Here is a 20,312-nt window from a genome sequence, read left to right as displayed (position 1 = left end):
GACGGCTGCTAAACCGCCGCTTAACCGGCGCGCTTGGGGTTCGGCGTGTGGCGAACCTGTTTCTGGCGACGATCAGCGCGGCATTGAGATGCGGCGAGGATAGCATGTGCCACTCGCACGACGCAGAGGATGGCCCGCTCGTCCGTGTCCGCGTGTACGACTATGTCTATCGCAGCGATTACACGGCGATGAGGGCGCGGACTCCGTCTGCATCCATGTTGGCGCCTTCACCTCCGGCGACGATTTCACCGCGGCTCATGACCCAGTATCGATCGGCGATCGCTTTCGCGAAGTCGTAGTACTGCTCGACGAGTAGGACGGTGAGGCCCATTTCTTCGACGAGTTGTCGCAGCGTCCGGCCGATGTCCTGGATGATGGAGGGTTGAATACCTTCGGTGGGTTCATCGAGGATGAGGAGTTGCGGCTCGCTCATGAGGGCGCGGCCGATGGCGAGTTGTTGCTGCTGACCGCCGGACAGGTCGCCGCCGCGGCGGCTGCGCATGTCTTTGAGGACGGGGAAGAGTTCGTAGATCCGGTCGGGGATTTTGGAGGGGGCTTTTTTGCTGGCTGCGCCGACGAGCAGATTCTCTTCGACCGTGAGACGCGGGAAGATATCGCGTCCTTGAGGGACGTAGGCGAGGCCGTTGGCTACGCGGGCATAAGTCGGCAGTTTGGTTAGGGGCGTTCCACGCCAGGCTATGTTGCCGCTCTTGGTTGGGACTACGCCCATCAGGCAACGGAGTAGGGTTGTTTTGCCTACGCCGTTGCGGCCCAACAGGACTGTTAGTTTGCCGTCCGGCACTGTTAGCTTTACATCGCGCAGGATGTGGCTGCCGCCGTAGTACTGGTTTAGGTGGTCTACTTCTAGCATTTTGCTCGTTCCCTAGGGTTCTTTTGTACTTGGCGTACGGGTTTTTGCCTGCGGCGCCTTGCTCTTTCGCTGTTTGCCTACGGCGTTGGCCTTTCCTTGCTTTGTTATCGGTCTATTAGCTTCGCCCCTGTGCGGGGCGGCACCTACTTTCTTTGCCGCCGCAAAGAAAGTAGGCAAAGAAAGCGGGCTCACCCCGCTAGCCCGTAGTGAGCCATCTCGGTCCACTTCCGGAAACGGCCCAAGACGAGACCCGCTCTCGCACATTCCCACTCGCTGACACAGCAGTCATCCGCTCCAGCGTCACGCTTCGCGCCCCGCCGTTCGGCATAACCCCTACTACACACGCCACAACTAAAACACCACCATCTCCCTTAACCGCTAACCGCTAACCGCTAACCGCTAACCGCTAACCGCTAACCGCTAACCGCTAACCGCTGAACCAAGAACCTCGAACGTGAGTGATTGTTTGGTGAACCCGACCGCGGCGCACGGAGTGCGAACGCGGGATGGATGAGTCCTTTGTCACTAAGTGGGGTGGTGCGAGGACAGGTCTTGTCTTCGGACCACTCCGGGTTAGCTCAAGTGGTGGACACCTAAGAGCTAGCGGTTGTCAGCCCGCTTTCTTTGCCTACTTTCTTTGCGGCGGCAAAGAAAGTAGGTGCCGCCCCGCACAGGGGCAAAGCTAATAGACCGATAACAAAGCAAGGAAAGGCCAACAAAATAAGGAAACCAAACAAAGATAAAGGCGCCGCAGGCAAAAAAAACCTACCTCCCCAGATAAGACTCAATGACAGTCTCATCCCTCTTAACCTCATCAAGAGTGCCATGAGCAAGAACCCGCCCTTCAGCCATAACAGTGACCTTGCCAGCGTCACCAGAAAGAGCAGCAACAAACTCCATATCATGCTCAACAACCATCATGGAACAAGTCCCACGAAGATGATTAAGAAGCTCTGCCAACTGCATAGTCTCATCATCGGTCATCCCCGCCGCAGGCTCATCAAGCAAGAGCAGCGCCGGTTGCTGCATAAGCAACATCCCAATCTCCAGCCGCTGCTTCTGCCCATGAGAAAGCTCACCAGCGAGTCTTCGAGCTTCACTCTCTAATCGAATCAACGAAAGCGTCTCTTCAATCCGCGCTTGAGCCTCACGATCCAGCCGTGCCCGCAAAGATGGCCACCACCCCTTATTGGTCTTCATCGCCAGCTCAAGATTCTCCCAAACCGGATGCTGCTCAAATACCGTCGGTTTCTGAAACTTGCGCCCAATCCCCGCGCGCGCAATCGAAGGCTCATTCATCCGCGTCAGGTCAATCGTCTGTCCCAGGAACACCTTGCCCGAATCGGGCTCCGTCTTCCCGGTAATCACATCCATCATCGTCGTCTTACCGGCGCCGTTCGGCCCGATGATGCAACGCAACTCCCCTGCATCGATCGATAGCGTCAACGCATTCAAGGCCCTAAACCCGTCGAAGCTGACCGTCACATCCTCGAGATACAGAATCGTCCCGTGCGATATGTCGATTTCGCCGGGTGTCACCACGCGCCCGAACTCGGGTACGCCGCTTAGCGAGCGTTCGGCAGGTTCTTCAGGCAAAGCCAGATCAGGCGTCATCGGGTTTTCGTTCATGTGCGGTTCCTCTTGCGCAGCGCGAGGTCGATCAACCCCATGATCCCGTTCGGCAGCAGCAACGGCACCAGCACAAAGATCAAGCCAAGAAAGAACAGCCAGTATTCAGGGAAATTCGCCGTGAAAAAGCTCTTCGCGCCATTCACCGCAAATGCGCCGATAATCGGCCCAATCAGCGTGCCGCGGCCGCCCACCGCCACCCAGATCGCCATCTCGATCGAATTGCCCGGCGACATCTCGCCCGGATTGATAATCCCTACTTGCGGCACGTACAGCGCCCCAGCAATCCCGCACAGTACCGCCGACACTGTCCAGATAAACAGCTTGTAGCCAAGCGGGCTGTAGCCGAGGAACATCAGTCGCGTTTCTCCGTCGCGTACCGCCGTCACGACGCGGCCGAGCTTCGAGGTCACAATCGCCCGGGCCCCCAGAAACGCCAGCACCAGTACCGCAAAGGTAATCAGAAACAGCGCCGTGCGCGTGCCCGGGTGGGTGATCGGGAAGCCACCGATCCGCTTGAAATCGGTAAAGCCGTTATTGCCGCCAAAGCCGGTTTCGTTGCGGTAGAACAGCAGCATCGCCGCGAACGTCAGCGCCTGCGTGATGATCGACAGGTACACGCCCTTCACCCGCGAGCGGAACGTGAAGAAGCCGAATACCCATGCCACCACGGCTGGCACCAGTACCACCAGCAGCAGCGCATACCAGAGGTGTTGCGTGCCCTCCCAGTACCATGGCAGCGCGTGCCAGTTGAGGAACACCATGAAGTCGGGCAAGTCGCTCTGATACACGCCCTCGTGGCCGATCGAGCGCATCAGGTACATGCCGATCGCGTAGCCGCCCAGCGCAAAGAACAGCGCGTGTCCCAGGCTCAGGATGCCGCAGTAGCCCCACACGAGGTCCAGCGCCAGCGCGCCGATTGCGTAGCACATGAACTTGCCCGTGAGCGTCATCATGTACGCGGAGAGGTGGAACGCACTCGTCTCCGGCAACACCAGTGAAGAGAACGGTACGCCCAGGCCGATCGCGATGATCAGTGCAATCAGCGCCAGCCATGCGGGGCGCGACAACAGCGCCGGGCGCGGCGGCAAGCCGAGCGCGAAGCCGCTTTGCGCCGCGCGTTCGGTGCCCGCCGGTGTGCCGGACGAAGTCACGGGAGCAGGGGAGGTTGCCGATGTCATCTCATACCTCCGCGCTGCGGCCCTTCAGGGCGAACATACCTTGCGGCCGTTTCTGGATGAACAGCACGATCAGCACCAGCACCGCGATCTTCGCCAGCACGGCGCCCCAGAACGGTTCGATCGCCTTGCTTATCAGCCCGAGCCCGAAGCCGCCGATCACCGTCCCCGCTAGTTGACCGACGCCACCCAGCACCACCGCCATGAACGAATCGATGATGTAGCTCTGGCCGAGATCCGGCCCGACGTTGCCGATCTGCGAGAGAGCACAACCGCCCAGTCCCGCAATGCCGGCGCCGAATGCAAAGGCATACGAATCGACTCGCGCGGTCTTCACGCCGACGCAGGCCGCCATGCGGCGATTCTGTGTGACGGCGCGCACGAACAGGCCGAGTCGCGTTTTAGTGAGGACTGCCCAGGCGATACCGACCACGATTAGCGAAAACGCCAGAATTGCTAGCCGGTTATATGGCAGGATCAGGCTCGGCAGCACGGTGACGCCGCCGCTCATCCACGACGGGTTTTCCACCTGCACGTTTTGCGCGCCGAAGATCATCCGTGTGGCCTGGATCAGGATCAGGCTCACGCCGAAGGTCGTCAGCAACGTTTCCAGCGGACGGCCGTACAGATGTTTGAGGACGAGCCGCTCCAGCACCATCCCCACCAGCGCCGCCGCGACGAACGAGGCCGGCACGGCGAGCAACGGGTACCAGTTGAACGCGCCGGGCGCGTAGTGCTGAAACAGGTTCTGCACGACATAGGTTGCATACGCGCCGATCATCAGGAATTCGCCGTGCGCCATGTTGATGACGCCAATCAGGCCGTACGTGATGGCGAGCCCCAATGCAGCAAGCAGCAACACGCTGCCAAGCGACAGCCCGGCGAACAGCGTGCCGGCAATCTGGCTGCGCCGCTGGATCGAATCGAGTTCGTCGATCCCGGCTTGAGCGGCGGCGCGCACGCGTTCGTCGCTCTCCATGAAGGTGCCGTCCGGCTTCTTCGCGACGAGCGGCCGCAGCAGTTCGTTCATGTCGAGGTCGTGGCGCGCGGCCACTAGTTGCACTGCTTCGAGGCGTGTAGCCGGATCGCTGTTGTGCAGCGCGGTCATCGCCCAGAGCGTGTCGAGGCGCTGCTTCAGGACCGGGTCGGTTTCCTTTGCGCGTTGTGCGTCGATCAGCGGCTTCATCGAGGGATCGGGATTTTGCAGCAGCGCGTTAATCGCCGCGCGGCGCGTTTCCAGATCCGGCGAATCGAGTTGCGAACCGGACAGGGCGCCTGAGACCTTCGAGCGCAACAGGTTGTTCAGCGTGACCGGCTGTGCATCGGGGGCGCTGACCGTCTTGCCGGAGATGGCGTCCTTGGTGGTGTCGCCCTCCTGGATCAGCACCTCGCCGGAGTCGGTGGTGAGCGCGTTGTCTTGGGACAGCGCTTTGAGCAGCGCCTGGGACGGTGCATCGTGATTGGCAATCAGCTTGTCGATGGCCGCGGATTTCGCGTCGAAGTCGTCGCCCGCGAGCGGGGCGATATCGGCCGGTGTCAGTGCAAATGCTGCGAGCGGCGCGAGCGCGAGCAGCGTCGACAGTGCGACGGCGAGCGTACCGATGCTGCGCCTTGCTAGCCTCAGAATGGAAAACGCCATGGTGCCCTTTGAAAATTAACCGGCGCGGCGGTGCGGCATCGAACCGTTAAGGATGCCGCATCGTCGAGCCGCTATAGAGGCGGTTGGATCGTCCCGCTGGCCGGATTTTTGTGGCGCAGCGGGACGAGTGGGCGCGCAGGAGGCGCGCCCTCCGTTACATCAGGCGACCCGCGAACGGCGCAGGAAGGCCGGAATCGAACTGACCACGTCCGGCTTGCCCGCGTTGCCGGCGATATACGGGCTCCACGGCTGCGCACGGATGGCCGTCTTGGTCCGCCACACCACGTTGAACTGGCCGTCGGCACGCACTTCGCCGATCATCACCGGCTTGTGCAGGTGGTGGTTGCCATCCATCGTCAGGACGAAGCCGGACGGCGCGTTGAAGGTCTGGCCGATCATCGCGACGCGAACCTTGTCGACATCGGTGCTCTTCGCTTTTTCGACGGCCTGCTTCCACATATGGATGCCAACGAAGGTCGCTTCCATCGGGTCGTTGGTCACGCGCTTGTCGCCGCCTGGCAGGTTGTTGTCCTTGACCCACTTGGCAAACATTGCCTTGAACTTGGTGTTCTCCGGATCGCGCAGCGACATGAAGTAGTTCCATGCGGCGAGGTTGCCCACCAGCGGTTTGGTGTCGATGCCGCGCAGTTCTTCTTCGCCCACCGAGAACGCCACTACCGGTACATCGGTCGCTTTCAGGCCCTGGTTGCCGAGTTCCTTGTAGAACGGCACGTTCGAGTCGCCGTTGACGGTCGAGATCACGGCCGTCTTGCCGCCTTGCGAGAAAGTCTTGATGTTGGCGACGATGGTCTGGTAGTCGCTGTGGCCGAACGGCGTGTAGACCTCCTGAATGTCGGCCTCCTGGACGCCTTTCGACTGCAGGAACGCGCGCAGGATCTTATTGGTGGTGCGCGGATAGACGTAGTCGGTGCCGAGCAGGAAGAAGCGCTTGGCGCCGCCGCCTTCGGCGCTCATCAGGTATTCGGTGGCCGGAATGGCCTGCTGGTTCGGCGCGGCGCCCGTGTAGAAGACGTTGCGCGACATTTCTTCGCCTTCGTACTGCACCGGGTAGAACAGCAGACCGTTGAGTTCCTCGAACACTGGCAGTACCGACTTGCGCGATACCGAAGTCCAGCAGCCGAACACCACCGCGCACTTGTCCTGGGTCAGGAGCTGGCGGGCCTTTTCGGCGAACAGCGGCCAGTTCGAGGCCGGGTCCACCACCACCGCTTCGATTTGCCTGCCGTTTACACCGCCGCTCTTGTTGATTTCCGCAATGGTCATCAACGCGGTGTCTTTTAGTGAGGTCTCCGAAATCGCCATCGTGCCAGACAGCGAATGCAGAATGCCGACTTTGATCGGCCCGCTGCTCGATTGTGCGTTAGCAAACGGACTCTGGCCGGCGAGCGCCAAAGCGCCCGATATTGACCCGAGCTGCAACAGACTGCGACGTTTCATTTGCCTACCCCTTGCCATTGGATTGAAGAGTGTTTTATGGGCGTCGTTTCCAGCCAACGAGGGCTGTCCTGCATGGCTTGCACGACTGTTACTGCAAGGCACATGCCAAGTGGTAAATCTGACTGGAAAGGGGCGTGGCGCGTGCTGCGATGCGGTCTGGGTGTACTCGGGCGATTGGGTGGCGATCTGACGGTCGTGCGCGAATCTGGTGCAATCTGTGGCATTTCGCTTCGTTGCGGTGCGTGTCGCGCTGCAACGAAGCGTGCCTGGACGCCAACGGGCGGGTACGGTGCATTGCCGCCGCGGGTTTGTGCATGAGCGTGCGGAGATTTGCGCCGGGTGAGGTCGGTTTGAGAGGGGCGTGTTGGCGCGCCGCAATGACAAGAGGCCGGCGCCTTGCGGGCGCCGGCCTCTTGTTCTTGTTTCAGTTGGTTTGGTGTTGTCGCGATTTAGAACGCGACGAACGGCCCGGTTTGCGAACCAACCTTGGCGTTGTTGAGCACGGTGTAGACGTTGCGGCCATAGAAGAACGGCAGACCCCAGATAAAGGCGCCGGACATCGGTGCGCCGAGACTGTCGTAGGCTGCGTACCCACTTGCCAACAGATTGGTGGCGTTGCCCAACGAGAACGTTGCAGTGGCGGGTGTACCGCTGCCGTTGCTCGCTTTCAGATTTGCCGACAGGCTGAGCAGCGATGGTGGCCCATACCATTTGTCCGACCAGACGAGCGTGGTCGGAATCGTGCCGTCATCAGGGAAGAAGTACACGTTCGAACCGCTGTCGATTGCGCTGTAACTATACGTGCGCCCCTTGTACACGGTCGCAAACAGACCATTCTGATTGAGCGGCACGATGTTCACGTTGGACGGCAACGTATTGTTCTGCTGGGTGCTAACTCCGAATGTCAATTGCCCAGTGGCGGTTAATTGACCGCCCGGCAGCAACGCGGGCAGGCTGATGATCGTGCCGTTGTTGTCCGACATGAAGCCGGCGACTGGGTTCATCACCTGGGTATCGAGTGGCACACGCGTGTTGGTGCATGAGCCTGACGACGTGCAGTAGTAGTAGGTCGCTGACAAGGTGGTTTGTGCAGCGGCGGGAAAGTCGCGTATGCCCGGACCGATGCCGATGACCCCTTTTGCACCGAGCGCGCTGATCGTGTTTAGGCTTAGGCCACCGTTTGTGATGCAATCCGACGGGGTGGCAAACGCTCCGTCGCCGATCACCTGGATCGGCAGATTGCCCGCGAGCTCATTGCCGATTGTCACGTCTGCGCGTTTGATCGACCCCCAAGTGTAACCGGAGTTGAATTGCGCGCATTGTGCGATTGGCGCATTACCGGTCGGGTCGTTAGTGGCGCCGGTTTGGGCTGGCAATTGGGATGCGAGTGCCGAGCCCAGCGCGCTGGCTACAACGCGGACGCCGACGGAGCCGGTGTCGAGCAGCATGTGATCGACGGTCGCGCATTGGCTGCTCCCTTGCATGCCGGGATAGCAAATGGTGGCAGTCACGTAGAGGCTGTTGATGCCGTTCAACGTGCGATCGACGATGATCGGTACGGTGTTGTTGGTGACGGGAGTCGGAGTTGGTGTCGGCGTAGGAGTTGGAGTTGGAGTCGGAGTCGGAGTCGGAGTCGGAGTCGGAGTCGGAGTCGGAGTCGGCGTCGAACCCGAACCCGAACCCGAACCAGTATTCGCGGTCGGGTCGGAGCTCGGGCTTGGGCTCGGAACCGGAGTCGGAGCCGGAGCCGGCCTCGGAGCGGGCGCCGGACTCGGACTCGGCGTAACCGGCACAGGCTTCACGCCCTTATCTTGCGACGCATTTGCATCGCTGTTGTCACTACCACCACCACCGCCACAGGCCGTGACCACCACACTAGCGCCAAGCACTACGAAGCAAAGCGTCTTGTTAATCTTCTTCATAATCGAGTATTCCGCAAACGTGCAAATTCGTCTTACTGCAGATCGTCGATGCTGACGCCTGCCGGTACAAGGCGTGGTAAATACGCCTTGCCGAAGAGATTGCCGGGACGGCCAACAGACTGGATCACGAGGTCGCTGCTGCGCTCGATCATCGGACCGATGCCATGGGGGCGTGCTTCAGCCGCGGAGACAAATCGTGGGAAGTAGCTGCCGAGCAGCGCGGTCATATCCGGGCGCACCGGACCTTGCCACGTGACTGCAAACACGACGTTGCTGGGCAGCGTGTACTCGCGCACGGCGACGCCGTCGGCGTTGACGGAGGTGTTCACGGAGTAGGCCGCCGTATTCTGCAGCATCGAGCGCACCGCCTTCGGAGCGGATGAACCTGCGCCCGGCGCGCCACCCAGCGCCGCGTGGGAAGCCAGCGGCAACAACGTTGCAATCGCCAGCGCGATCTTTACAAACTTCATCAAATTTGCTCCGAAAATAGGTCGGAGCATGTTGCCAGCGTGTTGCTTAGGAAAGCGTGAGAAATTTCCTGGTGATCAGCAGGAAAAGCCGTCATTGGTAGGGCTGTCCTCAGGGACGTAATGATTTAGGTGGAATTTCGCGACAAAAGCAGGACGGCACCCCACGGCACCGGCCCGCCATCGCAAACCCCGCCCCCGTCAAAACGCGACAAACGGCCCTGCTTGCGAGCCCACCTTGGTGTTTTCGAGTACGGTGTACACGCTGCGCCCATAGAAGAACGGCAGGCCCCAGAGGAAGCCCTCTTCGGACAGCATGTTGTTACTGATGACATCGTAAACAGGCAGGCTGGAGAGGTACATGCCGACGTTGTCATACGCAGCGTAGCCGCTCGACATCACGTTGCCCGCGTTGCCGATCGAGAAGGGCACCATGATGGGTTTGCTGGTCCCGTTGGTGGCTTCCATGGTTGCCGACAGGCCAAGCACGCTCGACGGTGCATACCACTCGCCCGTGGTGGGAATCGTCGAATCCGAGAAGGCGTAGCCGTTGGTACCGCTGTCAATCGCGCTATTGATGATCACGCGGCCCTGATACTGCGTCGTGAAAAAGCCGTTGCCATCCACTGGCACAATGTTCGGATTGGTCGGCAACGCATTGTTCGACTGCGTGCCGACACCGAATATCAGTTGTCCCGTCACGCTGGCCTGTCCGCCAGCGGGCAACGCAGGCAGGCGGATGATGGTGCCGTTGTTATTGGTAGCGAAAGCCGCGACCGGGTTCATGACCTGCTTGGCGAGCGGCATGCGCGTGCTGGTACATGAGTTTGTGCTCGAGCAATAGTAGTAGCCCGCCGGTATCAGCGATTTCACCGCAGCCGAGCTGTCGCGCACGGAATGGCCGATGCCGACAATGCCATTGAAGGCGCGGCTGCCGTTGGAGCCGAGTAGCGGGCTGAGGTTCGGGCCGCCACGCGAGATACAGTCCGCGGGCGTGGTATAGCCGCCATCGCCGATCACCTGGATCGGGATATTGCTCGCCTTCTTGCTGCCGATGGTGACATCCGCGCGTTTGACCGGTCCCCACACGTAACCGGAAGCGAATAGCGCGCATTGGACGATCGGCGCGGAGCCGACTGTATCGTCGGTGGCACCCGCTTGCGTCAACAACTGGGCTTTCAGCGCAGAGGGCAGTGCGCTGCTCGCAACACGCACGCCGACCGAGCCGGTATCGACGAGCATATTCTTCACCGTCACGCACTGACTGTTGTCGGCGGCTCCCGGCGGGCACAGCGTGACCGTGACGGACGGTTGGTTGACGCCTGCCATCGAGGTATCGACGACGATCGGCACCGTGTTGCTCGCGTCGACGGGCGGCGACGGCGGCGTGGGCGTAACCGGCCAGCTTGCTGAGGCCGGCCAGTTGATGCCACTGTTCGATGTGCTGTTTCCAGAGCCACCGCCGCCGCATGCTGAGAGGACCACGCTGACGCTCAGTAGCGCGATGCCAAGGGTGTTGTTCAACGTCTTCATTTTGATTGTGTTCCGGGAAAGCGGCGGCGCGTTACTGCAGGTTGTTGGCACGAAGATCGGCGGGCATGAGGCGCGGGAGGTAGGCCACGCCGAAGAAGTTTCCAGGGCGGCCGGCCGACTCGATCTGCAACTCGCCGTTGTGCTGGATCAGCGTGCCAGTGCCGCGCAAGCGTTCTTCGCCCGCGGAGACGAAGTTGGGGAAGTAGCTGCCAAGCAGCGCATTCATGTCGGGTCGCACTGGGCCTTGCCAGGTGACCGCGAAGACAACGTTGCTCGGCAGGACATACTCGCGCACGGTGATGCCGTCGGCGTCACGCGATTCATGCACCGAATAGGATGCGGTGGAGTACGTGGGTGCGGACGCCGAGGGTGATGGGGCGGACGATGCGGCTTGCTGCGTAGCGCGAAGCGACATCGGAGCGGATGACCCCGCAGCGGGGGCGCCCCCGAGCACAGCGTGGGAGGTGAGCGGCAACAGCGTCGCTGTGGCCAATGCGATCTTCACGAATCTCATCAGACTGCTCCGAAAATTGGGTCGGAGCATGTTGCCTTCAACTACCTAACTGGGCCGCCGGAAACTTCCTAACGTGGGACGCGAAATCTCGCTATGGAATAAAAAAAGCCACCGCATGGGTGGCTCTCAGATACAACGTTTCTTGCCAATCCGGCTGATTGGGTTCACGACAGCAAACCCACCCGCGAATCAATACGTCGGTACAGCCGGATCCACCTGGCGCGACCACGCATCGATCCCGCCTTGCAGATTGAACACGTCCTTATGCCCACGCGATTCGAGGAACATTGCGACTTGCGCGCTGCGTGCGCCGTGGTGGCACACGCAAACAATCTGCACATCATCGTCGAGCTCTTCGCTGCGGGCCGGAATCTCGCGCATCGGAATCGAGATGGCGCCGGCAATCGACGCCGTCTGGATTTCCCACGGCTCGCGCACGTCGAGAAGCACGGGCGCGGGACGCGATTTGTCGGCCAGCCATTCGGCAAGAGCGGGAGCGGTCAGGTTTTGCATCAGCGGGACATCCTTAGAACTTGAAGCGCGGCGGCTGCACGGCGTTGATCAGCGGCTCGACGTAGGTTTCGAACACATCGGCGATGCGATATTGCTTCTCGTCGATACGCGTGATGATCTGCGCCTTCATGACCGGCGCGGTGCCGACAAACGCTGCCAGACGGCCGCCGATCTTCAGATGATCGAGGATCTCCTGCGGCAGAACCGGCAGGCCGCCGGACACGCAGATGACGTCGTACGGCGCCGCTGCGGGCCAGCCGCGCGACGCGTCGCCGGTCACGACTTCCGCGTTCAGCACGCCGTTGGCGGCCAGGTTGGCCTTGGCCAGTTCAGCCAGTTCCGGTTCGATATCCACCGTCAGCACGTGTTGCGAGCGATGCGCGAGCAGTGCTGCCATATAACCCGAGCCCGCGCCGATTTCCAGCACGCTTTCGTGCTTTTTCACCGCCAGTTCCTGCAGCACGCGTGCTTCGACGCGCGGCGCCAGCATGTGCTGGCCAGCCGGCAACGGCACTTCGAAGTCGACGAAGGACAGTTCGCGGTAGACCGGAGGGACGAAATTTTCACGCTTGACGATGGAGAGCAGGTTCAGCACGTCCTGGTCGAGCACTTCCCAGGGGCGGATCTGCTGTTCGATCATGTTGAAACGCGCTTGCTCGATATTCATGGTGGATTCGGCGGTTCGGTTTAGGTGCGACCCGTTGGAGTCGGGACAACCGTGGAATTGTACCAAACCACGGGTGAAACCCCTCCCCAGACGGGCAGGCAAGCGGGAACGCGGGGCAAGCAGCGGGATAAGCAGCGGGCGCCCCCACGCCGGCCGTGCCGCAATCCGGCTCCGTGTTAGTCCCTACGAGACGGTCCTTGCGATTCGGTGTGCCATCGCCCAAGAATGTAATCGATTACATTTTCGGGACAGAAGAGCGTGCCCAGACTGCGCGAATCCGGAACCGCAGCGCCTCGAGCCGAGTTCGGCCCGCCGGACGGCATTTCCATTGCCGGTGTGGCCGAGCAGGCAGGGGTGTCGGTGGCGACGGTTTCGCGGGTGCTGAACGGCCACGCCAACGTGCGTCCCGCCACGCGCGACAAGGTGCTGGCCACGGTGGCCGCGAGCGGCTACCGCGTCAACGAACTGGCGCGCAATCTGCGGACCGCCGAAAGCCGGCTGCTGCTGACCATGGTGCCGGACGTCGGCAACCCGTTTTACGCGGAAATCGTCCGCGGCATCGACCGGGTCGCCCGTCAGCACGGCTATTTCATGCTGCTGTGCGACACCGGCGCCGATCCCGGCCGCGAGCGCAGCTATTTCGACCTGTTGCGGCGGCGCCGCGCGGACGGCGCGATCTGCCTCGATCCGGCCACCGTGCAGCAGGCCTTGGCCGAGGAGTCCGGCGCGCTGCCGTGGGTGGCGTGCTGCGAGTTCGATCCGGCGGTCGGCGTGCCATATGTGGGCATCGACAATTACCGGGCCGCCGGCGATGCGGTGCGGCATCTGCTGGTGCGCGGGCATCGCCGCATTGGCCTGATCAATTCCGACGTCGCCTACCTGTACGCGAAACAGCGCCAGCAGGGTTATCTCGACGCGCTGCGCGATGCCGGCATCACGCCGGACGAGCGTTGGCGCATGAATCTGAACAGCCTCGACTACGAGGCGGGTGCTTCCGCCGCGGCGCTCTTGATGGCGCAACGCGACGCGCCCAGCGCGCTCTTCGCCGTGTCGGACACGCTGGCGATCGGCGTGATCAACGGCTTGCGCAGTGTCGGCAAGCGGGTGCCGGACGACGTCGCGGTGGTGGGCTTCGACGATATCTCGCTCGCCGCCCAGATCGACCCGCCGCTCACCACCATTGCCCAGCCGATGCGCGAACTCGGCGAAACCGCTGCGCGCCTGTTGCTGCAGCGCCTGGCCAATCCGTTGGCAAACGTCCCCGGTGTGCTGTTGCCACACCGGCTCGTGATTCGCAGGAGTGCCTAAGCGATGAGCCTCGCCGTGCGCTTCGACGACATCCGCAAAGACTTCGGCCCTGTGCGCGTGCTGCACGGCGTGAGCTTCGAGCTGGCGCCCGGCCGCATCTACGGCCTGCTCGGCGAAAACGGGGCGGGCAAATCCACGCTGATGAAAATCCTCGCCGGCTACGAGGCGGCCACCAGCGGCACGCTGCTGATCGACGGCGCAGCGCAGCGGTTTGCCAGTTCGCGCGAGGCGGAAACGGCCGGCATCGTGCTGATTCACCAGGAGTTCAACCTGGCGGAGCATCTGTCGATTGCGCAGAACATGTATCTGGGCCACGAAAAACGCCGTGGCTGGCTGCTCGACGACGCGGCGATGCGCGCCGAGGCAACCCGCTACCTCGCGCAGGTGGGCTTGAGGAAGCCGCCGGATACCAAGGTGCGCGATCTGATCGTCGCCGAAAAGCAGATGGTGGAGATCGCCAAGGCGCTCTCGCGCAACGCGCGGCTCCTGATCATGGACGAACCGACCGCCACGCTCACGCCCGCCGAAACCGAGCGCCTGTTTGCGCTGATGATGCGACTGAAGGCCGACGGCGTCACGATCATCTACATCTCGCACAAGCTTGACGAAGTGGAGCACATCACCGACGAGGTAATCGTGATGCGCGACGGCCGCTTCGTCGCGCGCGGCGCAACCGCCGGCTTGGCGCGGCAGCAGATGGCCAACCTGATGGTCGGGCGCGACGTGTCCGACATGTTTCCGGACAAGGCGCCGGTGGCCGCTGACGCCGCGCTCGCGTTGAAGGTCGAAGGCCTCGTCGTGCCGCATTGGGTCGAAGATTTGAGCTTCGAAGTGCGCGCGGGCGAAGTGCTGGGTTTCGCCGGTCTGGTCGGAGCCGGCCGTACAGAAGCCTTCGAGGCGATCCTCGGCTTGCGCCGCCGCAGTGCCGGGCGCATCGAGATTGGCGGGCGCGCGGTCGATGTGAAAAGGCCGCGCGATGCCATGCGCCACGGTCTCACGTACCTCAGCGAGGACCGCAAAGGCAAGGCACTGCACGTCAATCTGAACTTGCAGGACAACCTCACGCTGATGACGCTCGAGCGCTACACGCATCCGCTGCTCGATCTGAAAGCGGGGCGGGTGGCCCTGCAGCAGGCGGTCAGCGATTTCGGCATTCGCACCGGCGACCTGTCGAGCCGCGCCCGCATGCTCTCGGGCGGCAACCAGCAGAAGCTCGCGCTCGCCAAGTTCCTGCAGCCCGACCCGAACGTGGTGGTGCTCGACGAGCCGACCCGCGGCGTCGATGTCGGCTCGAAGCGCGACATCTATTTCCTGATTCACCGGCTCGCCGCCCAGGGGCGCGCGGTGATCGTCATCTCATCTGAGCTGATCGAGCTGATCGGCCTGTGCCATCGCGTCGCCGTGATGCGCGCCGGCCGCCTGCAGGCCACGCTCGATCTCGACCACCTGACCGAAGAGGAGTTGATCGCTCATGCGACCGGCACCCACTGAAGCCGCGCAATCCGGACGTGCGCTGCGTCTCGCGCACCATCTGTATGGGCTGGGGCCGCTCGCGGGCCTCATCGTGCTGTGCATCGCCGGCACGCTGCTCAATCATGACTTCGCGACCATCGATAACCTGATGAACGTGCTCACCCGCACCTCGTTCATCGGCATCATCGCGGTCGGCGAGACCTTCGTGATCATCTCCGGGGGCATCGATCTGTCGGTCGGCTCGATGGCCGCGTTGATCGCCGGCAGCATGATCTGGCTGATGAACGGCTTGTCGGCGGGCGTGGGCGGCCACACCCTCGCGCCGCTGGCGATCATCGCCATCGGCATCGTGCTTGCGCTTGTATTGGGTGGACTGTTCGGCTGGGCGCACGGCCTCTTGATCACCAAGGGGCGCATCGAGCCGTTCATCGTCACGCTGGGCACGCTCGGCATTTTTCGCGCGGTGCTCACATGGCTCGCCGACGGCGGCGCGCTCACGCTCAACAACTCGTTGAGCGATCTCTACGGCCCTGTCTATTACGCGAGCCTGCTCGGCGTGCCGGTGCCGATCTGGGTGTTTCTCGTGGTGGCGGCGGGCGGCACGCTGATCCTCAACCGCACCGCGTTCGGCCGGCATGTGCAGGCAATCGGCTCGAACGAACAGGTCGCGCGCTACGCGGCGATCCGCGTCGATACGGTCAAGATCGTTACTTACGTACTGCTTGGTATTTGCGTCGGCGTCGCGACGGTGTTGTACGTGCCGCGGCTCGGTTCGGCCACGCCGACCACTGGAATCTTGTGGGAACTGGAGGCGATCGCGGCGGTGGTGGTCGGCGGCACCGCGCTCAAGGGCGGCGAGGGACGCGTGATCGGTACGGTGATCGGCGCGATCCTGCTTTCGGTGATCGCGAACATTCTCAATCTGACCAGCATCATCAGCGTGTATCTGAACGCGGCGGTGCAGGGCGCGGTGATTATCGTCGTGGCGTTTTTGCAGCGTGGGCGACGCTAAGCAGCAGTGCAAAAATCCGGGGCGCACGAAAGCGCTCACAAACTGGAGACACAACCATGAAGCAGGTCATTCGAGCGGTCGGCGCCGGCGTGCTGGCGTTGGGGATACTGGGGACGACGGGCGCAGCGCGCGCCGACGACAAGGTCGTTCTGGGCGTGGCGATACCGACGGCCGATCACGGCTTTACCGGCGGCATCGACTGGTGGGCCAACAAGGCCAAGGAGGACCTGGAGAAGGCGCATCCCGACCTGAAAGTGATCCTCAAAACCTCGGCGAGCGCGCCGGAACAGGCCAACCAGTTGCAGGACATGGTCACGGTCAACAAGATCAACGCGCTTGTGATCTTCCCGCATGAATCGGCTTCGCTGACCCAGCCCGTAGCGCAGGTGAAGAAGAAAGGCATCTACGTGACCGTGGTGGATCGCGGCCTGACCGACACCAGTGCGCAGGACGCTTACGTGGCCGGCGACAACACTGCCTTCGGCAGACTCGCCGGCGAGTACTTCTGCAAGACGCTGAACGGCCAGGGCGACATCGTTGCGCTGCGCGGCATTCCGACCACGCTCGATAACGAACGCTATACCGCGTTCACCAACGCATTGAAGGCGTGTCCCGGCGTGAAGGTGCTCGACGCGAAATACGCCAACTGGAATCGCGACGACGCGTTCAAGGTGATGCAGGATTACCTGACGCGCTTCAAGCATATCGATGCGGTCTGGTCCGCCGATGACGACATGTCGGTGGGCGTGCTCAAGGCCATCGATCAGGCGAAGCGCACGGACATCAAGGAAGTGCTCGGCGGCGCCGGCTCGAAAGAGATGGTCAAGCGTGTGATGGATGGCGACAGGCTCATCAACGCGGACGTCACGTATTCGCCCAAGTTCATCTACGACGCGATCAAGCTGACTGCCGAAGCCCGTCTGAAGGGCCAGACGTTGCCGCCGACGACGATCGTGCCGTCGGTGCTCATCACCAAGGACAATGCCAAAGACTACTACTTCCCGGATTCGCCGTTTTGATGTGCTGGGCCGCGCGCCCGGCGGCGTGCGGCCCAGGCTTTGAGCGAGGAGCGACACGATGAAAACCATCAAGGGGCCGGCGATCTATCTCGCCCAGTTCCTGGGCGACAAGGCGCCCTTCGATACGCTGGAGAACCTGGCCGGCTGGGCTGCCAAGCTCGGCTATGAGGGGATTCAGGTGCCGGTCGACGCACGCCTGATCGACCTCGAGCAGGCGGCGGCGAGCCAGACATATTGCGACGATCTGCTGGGCGTGGTGGCCGACGCCGGTGTCGAGATCACCGAGTTGGCGACCCATCTGCAGGGGCAACTGGTGGCGGTGCATCCGGCCTATGACCTGCTGTTCGACGGCTTCGCCGCACCGCACGTGCGCGGCAATCCAGCGGCGCGCACCGAGTGGGCCATCCAGCAACTGAAGCTGGCGGCGCAGGCGTCGCGGCGTCTCGGGCTCGACACGCATGTGTCGTTTTCCGGTGCACTGGCCTGGCCGTATATCTACCCGTGGCCGCAGCGGCCCGCGGGCCTCGTGGACGCCGCCTTCGATGAACTCGCGCGCCGCTGGACGCCGATTCTCGAGGCATTCGACGAGGTGGGCGTGGACGTTGCGTACGAACTGCATCCGGGCGAGGACCTGCACGACGGCGTGACGTTCGAGCGTTTTCTGGAGCGCCTGAACGGAACTCGCGCACGGCACCGCGCGAACATCCTGTTCGATCCGAGCCACTATGTTTTGCAGCAACTCGATTACCTTGCGTTCATCGATATCTATCACGAGCGCATTAAAGCCTTCCACGTCAAGGATGCGGAGTTTCGTCCAACGGGCAAGGCCGGTGTGTATGGGAGTTACAGCGGCTGGACCGAACGTCCGGGCCGCTTCAGGTCGCTTGGCGACGGCCAGATCGACTTCGGCGCGATCTTCTCGAAGATGGCGCAGTACGATTACCCGGGCTGGGCCGTCCTCGAATGGGAATGTGCACTGAAGCATCCGGAAGATGGCGCACGCGAGGGCGAGGAGTTCATTCGCCGTCACATCATTCGTGTCGCCGAACATACGTTCGACGACTTCGCCGGCAGCGGCGTAGACACTGCGCAATTGAAGCGCCTGCTGGGCCTCTGAGCAAGCGGCGTCGCGCGCTGGCGCGACGACCCATGTGGCGACGCGCGCCCAAACGCATCATCAAAGGAGCATCTCCCATGACACGAAAATTACGCCTGGGCATGGTCGGCGGCGGGCAGGGCGCCTTTATCGGCGCGGTGCATCGGATCGCCGCGCGCCTCGACGATCGCTTCGAACTGGTGGCGGGGGCCCTGTCGTCCGATCCCCAGCGAGCCGCGGCAAGCGCGGCGGAGGCCGGCATTGCCCGCAGTTACGCGCACTGGCGCGAGATGGCGCAAGCGGAAGCCGCGCGCGAGGACGACGGCATCGACGCGGTGGCGATCGTTACGCCCAACCATCTGCATGCGCCGGTCGCCACGGCGTTTCTCGAAGCCGGGATTCACGTGATCTGCGACAAACCGCTCGCGGTCTCGCTCGCCGAAGGGCAGGCGCTGGCGAAGCTCGCGCGCGAGAAGCACCTGCTGTTCGCGCTGACGCACACCTATTCCGGTTATCCGCTGGTGCGTCATGCGCGCGAACTGGTCGAGGCCGGCGAACTCGGCGAGGTGCGCGTCGTGCAGGTCGAATATGCGCAGGACTGGCTGGCGGAGCCGATCGAGACGACCGGCACCAACAAACAGGCCGGCTGGCGTACCGATCCGTCGCAGGCCGGCCCGGCAGGGTGTCTCGGCGATATCGGCACGCATGCGTATCACCTGGCCGCGTTTGTGACCGGGATGCAGCCTAAGTGGCTGTCGGCCGAACTGCACACCTTCGTGCCGGGCCGCCGCGTCGACGATCACGTGCAGGCGATGCTGCGCTATGAGAACGGCGCGCGCGGCATGCTGTGGGCAAGCCAGGTGGCGAGCGGCGCCGAGAACGCGCTGCGGCTGCGCGTATACGGCACGAAAGCGGGTCTATCCTTCGATCAGGAGAACCCCAACGAACTGTGGCTCACGCCGCTTGGCGGTCTCGCGCAGCGGCTCACCCGTGGCCGGGTGCGAAGCGCGATCGCCGCGCATGCGACGCGCGTTCCGCCCGGGCATCCGGAAGGCTACCTGGAGGCGTTCGCCCAGCTCTATCAAGACGCGGCGCTGCAGATCGAGGCGTTAAATGCCGGCCAGCCGCTGCCGCCGGAAAGCCGGCTTCTGACGACCGTAGACGACGGCGTCGCCGGATTGCACTTCATCGAAGCGGTGCTCGCAAGCAGCGCGGCCCATGGACAGATCCACGAAGTGCGGGGCGGGTAAGCATTGGGACGACGCGGTAAGATGCTGCGGTGCCCCTTTTCACGGACTCACGCATGTCGACTCCCCTCGCGTCCAGCCAGTCCAAAGCCGTTCGTAAACAGACCGTCCTGCTGCTTGGCGGCACGGGCCTGGTCGGCAGCGCTTGCCTGCGCCTGCTCGCCAGAGACGACCGCGTCGGCGAGGTTCGACAGCTTGTGCGCCGCGCCTCGGGGGCGGCGGTGACGGGGCTCAACGCGACCAACCGGGTCGTCGAGCATCTGATCGACTATGACTGGCCCGATGCGGATTCGGACGTGTTCGATGTCGATGCGGTCATCTGCGCGCTCGGCACCACCATCCGCACCGCGGGTTCGCAAGCTGCGTTCCGCAAAGTGGACTACGAGTACCCCCTGCGGATTGCCGGCATCGCACGCCGCCACGGCGCGTCGCACTTTGCGCTTGTCAGTGCGATCGGCGCCGATCCGCATGCCCGGACCTTTTACAGCCGGGTGAAAGGGAATGTGGAGGAAGGGCTGAGGAAACTCGACTATCCGACGCTGACGATCGTCAGGCCCTCGTTCCTGATGGGCGAGCGTACCGAGAGCCGGCCGCTGGAGAGCATTGCCCGGCACGTTGGCGTGTATCTACCGCTGAAGTGGCGCTCCGTCTCGGTGGAGCGGGTGGCGCGGGCGCTGGTGACCGAGGTGCTCAGCAACGACACGCGTGGCGTGAATATCATCGAGAACGATGCCTTGCATCGGGCGCCGCCGTTGTGCCGGTAGGC

18 protein-coding genes are annotated in these 20,312 nt (G+C 62.7%); 7 read left to right on the top strand and 11 right to left on the bottom strand.

Features of this window, described 5'->3' with window-relative positions:
- Positions 1-178: 178 nt before the first annotated feature.
- The 11 genes from urtE to BLQ92_RS23625 form a co-directional block, all read right to left on the bottom strand.
- On the bottom strand, positions 179-871 hold the full coding sequence (urtE, locus tag BLQ92_RS23680) for an urea ABC transporter ATP-binding subunit UrtE (RefSeq protein WP_090687044.1): 693 nt from the start codon (positions 869-871) through the stop codon (positions 179-181).
- A gap of 765 nt (positions 872-1,636) precedes the next feature.
- On the bottom strand, positions 1,637-2,500 hold the full coding sequence (urtD, locus tag BLQ92_RS23670; protein ID WP_090687040.1) for an urea ABC transporter ATP-binding protein UrtD: 864 nt from the start codon (positions 2,498-2,500) through the stop codon (positions 1,637-1,639).
- On the bottom strand, positions 2,497-3,681 hold the full coding sequence (gene urtC, locus BLQ92_RS23665; protein ID WP_090687038.1) for an urea ABC transporter permease subunit UrtC: 1,185 nt from the start codon (positions 3,679-3,681) through the stop codon (positions 2,497-2,499). Before urtC ends, urtD begins: the two co-directional genes overlap by 4 nt.
- Before the next feature lies 1 nt (position 3,682).
- Positions 3,683-5,317 (bottom strand): urea ABC transporter permease subunit UrtB, encoded by a 1,635-nt coding sequence (gene urtB, locus BLQ92_RS23660; protein WP_090687036.1) that lies wholly within the window; start codon positions 5,315-5,317, stop codon positions 3,683-3,685.
- Positions 5,318-5,476: 159 nt separating this feature from the next.
- Entirely contained in the window at positions 5,477-6,775 is a 1,299-nt protein-coding gene (urtA, locus tag BLQ92_RS23655) for an urea ABC transporter substrate-binding protein (RefSeq protein WP_090687034.1), read from the bottom strand.
- A gap of 449 nt (positions 6,776-7,224) precedes the next feature.
- The gene (locus BLQ92_RS23650) at positions 7,225-8,697 is read right to left on the bottom strand and encodes a DUF3443 family protein (protein WP_090687032.1); all 1,473 of its coding nucleotides are present in this window, start codon (positions 8,695-8,697) and stop codon (positions 7,225-7,227) included.
- A 32-nt stretch (positions 8,698-8,729) separates the two neighbouring features.
- Positions 8,730-9,167, bottom strand: a complete 438-nt coding sequence (locus tag BLQ92_RS23645; RefSeq protein ID WP_090687029.1) for a DUF2844 domain-containing protein — start codon at positions 9,165-9,167, stop codon at positions 8,730-8,732.
- 198 nt (positions 9,168-9,365) lie between these two features.
- Positions 9,366-10,697 (bottom strand): DUF3443 domain-containing protein, encoded by a 1,332-nt coding sequence (locus tag BLQ92_RS23640; RefSeq protein WP_090687027.1) that lies wholly within the window; start codon positions 10,695-10,697, stop codon positions 9,366-9,368.
- Between the two features lie 31 nt (positions 10,698-10,728).
- On the bottom strand, positions 10,729-11,211 hold the full coding sequence (locus BLQ92_RS23635; RefSeq protein WP_090687025.1) for a DUF2844 domain-containing protein: 483 nt from the start codon (positions 11,209-11,211) through the stop codon (positions 10,729-10,731).
- A 189-nt stretch (positions 11,212-11,400) separates the two neighbouring features.
- Positions 11,401-11,724 (bottom strand): rhodanese-like domain-containing protein, encoded by a 324-nt coding sequence (locus BLQ92_RS23630; protein ID WP_090687023.1) that lies wholly within the window; start codon positions 11,722-11,724, stop codon positions 11,401-11,403.
- Positions 11,725-11,737: 13 nt separating this feature from the next.
- Positions 11,738-12,391 (bottom strand): protein-L-isoaspartate O-methyltransferase family protein, encoded by a 654-nt coding sequence (locus tag BLQ92_RS23625; RefSeq protein WP_090687020.1) that lies wholly within the window; start codon positions 12,389-12,391, stop codon positions 11,738-11,740.
- A 258-nt stretch (positions 12,392-12,649) separates the two neighbouring features.
- Here BLQ92_RS23625 and BLQ92_RS23620 point away from each other — a divergent pair, with 258 nt between their 5' ends.
- From BLQ92_RS23620 to BLQ92_RS23590, 7 genes are all read left to right on the top strand, one after another.
- The gene (locus BLQ92_RS23620) at positions 12,650-13,699 is read left to right on the top strand and encodes a LacI family DNA-binding transcriptional regulator (RefSeq protein ID WP_425194949.1); all 1,050 of its coding nucleotides are present in this window, start codon (positions 12,650-12,652) and stop codon (positions 13,697-13,699) included.
- Positions 13,700-13,702: 3 nt separating this feature from the next.
- Positions 13,703-15,190, top strand: coding sequence for a sugar ABC transporter ATP-binding protein (locus BLQ92_RS23615; protein WP_090687018.1), 1,488 nt, complete (start codon positions 13,703-13,705; stop codon positions 15,188-15,190).
- Complete coding sequence (locus BLQ92_RS23610; RefSeq protein ID WP_090687016.1) at positions 15,171-16,184, top strand: ABC transporter permease; 1,014 nt, start codon at positions 15,171-15,173, stop codon at positions 16,182-16,184. The genes BLQ92_RS23615 and BLQ92_RS23610 overlap by 20 nt, the downstream gene beginning before the upstream one ends.
- Positions 16,185-16,240: 56 nt before the next feature.
- Positions 16,241-17,203, top strand: a complete 963-nt coding sequence (locus BLQ92_RS23605) for a substrate-binding domain-containing protein (RefSeq protein ID WP_090687015.1) — start codon at positions 16,241-16,243, stop codon at positions 17,201-17,203.
- A gap of 58 nt (positions 17,204-17,261) precedes the next feature.
- Positions 17,262-18,320 (top strand): sugar phosphate isomerase/epimerase family protein, encoded by a 1,059-nt coding sequence (locus BLQ92_RS23600; protein WP_090687013.1) that lies wholly within the window; start codon positions 17,262-17,264, stop codon positions 18,318-18,320.
- Positions 18,321-18,397: 77 nt separating this feature from the next.
- Positions 18,398-19,549 carry a Gfo/Idh/MocA family protein gene (locus BLQ92_RS23595; RefSeq protein ID WP_244106358.1) on the top strand — a complete coding sequence of 384 codons (1,152 nt, stop codon included), beginning with the start codon at positions 18,398-18,400 and terminating at the stop codon, positions 19,547-19,549.
- Positions 19,550-19,602: 53 nt separating this feature from the next.
- Positions 19,603-20,310 (top strand): NAD(P)H-binding protein, encoded by a 708-nt coding sequence (locus tag BLQ92_RS23590; RefSeq protein ID WP_090687009.1) that lies wholly within the window; start codon positions 19,603-19,605, stop codon positions 20,308-20,310.
- The last annotated feature ends 2 nt before the right edge of the window (positions 20,311-20,312 follow it).

The sequence above is a fragment of the Paraburkholderia phenazinium genome (assembly GCF_900100735.1).
GTDB classification, from domain to species: Bacteria; Pseudomonadota; Gammaproteobacteria; order Burkholderiales; family Burkholderiaceae; genus Paraburkholderia; species Paraburkholderia phenazinia.
The sequence above is the reverse complement of the archived record's forward strand: the minus strand, read 5'-3'. Positions and strand labels throughout refer to the sequence as shown.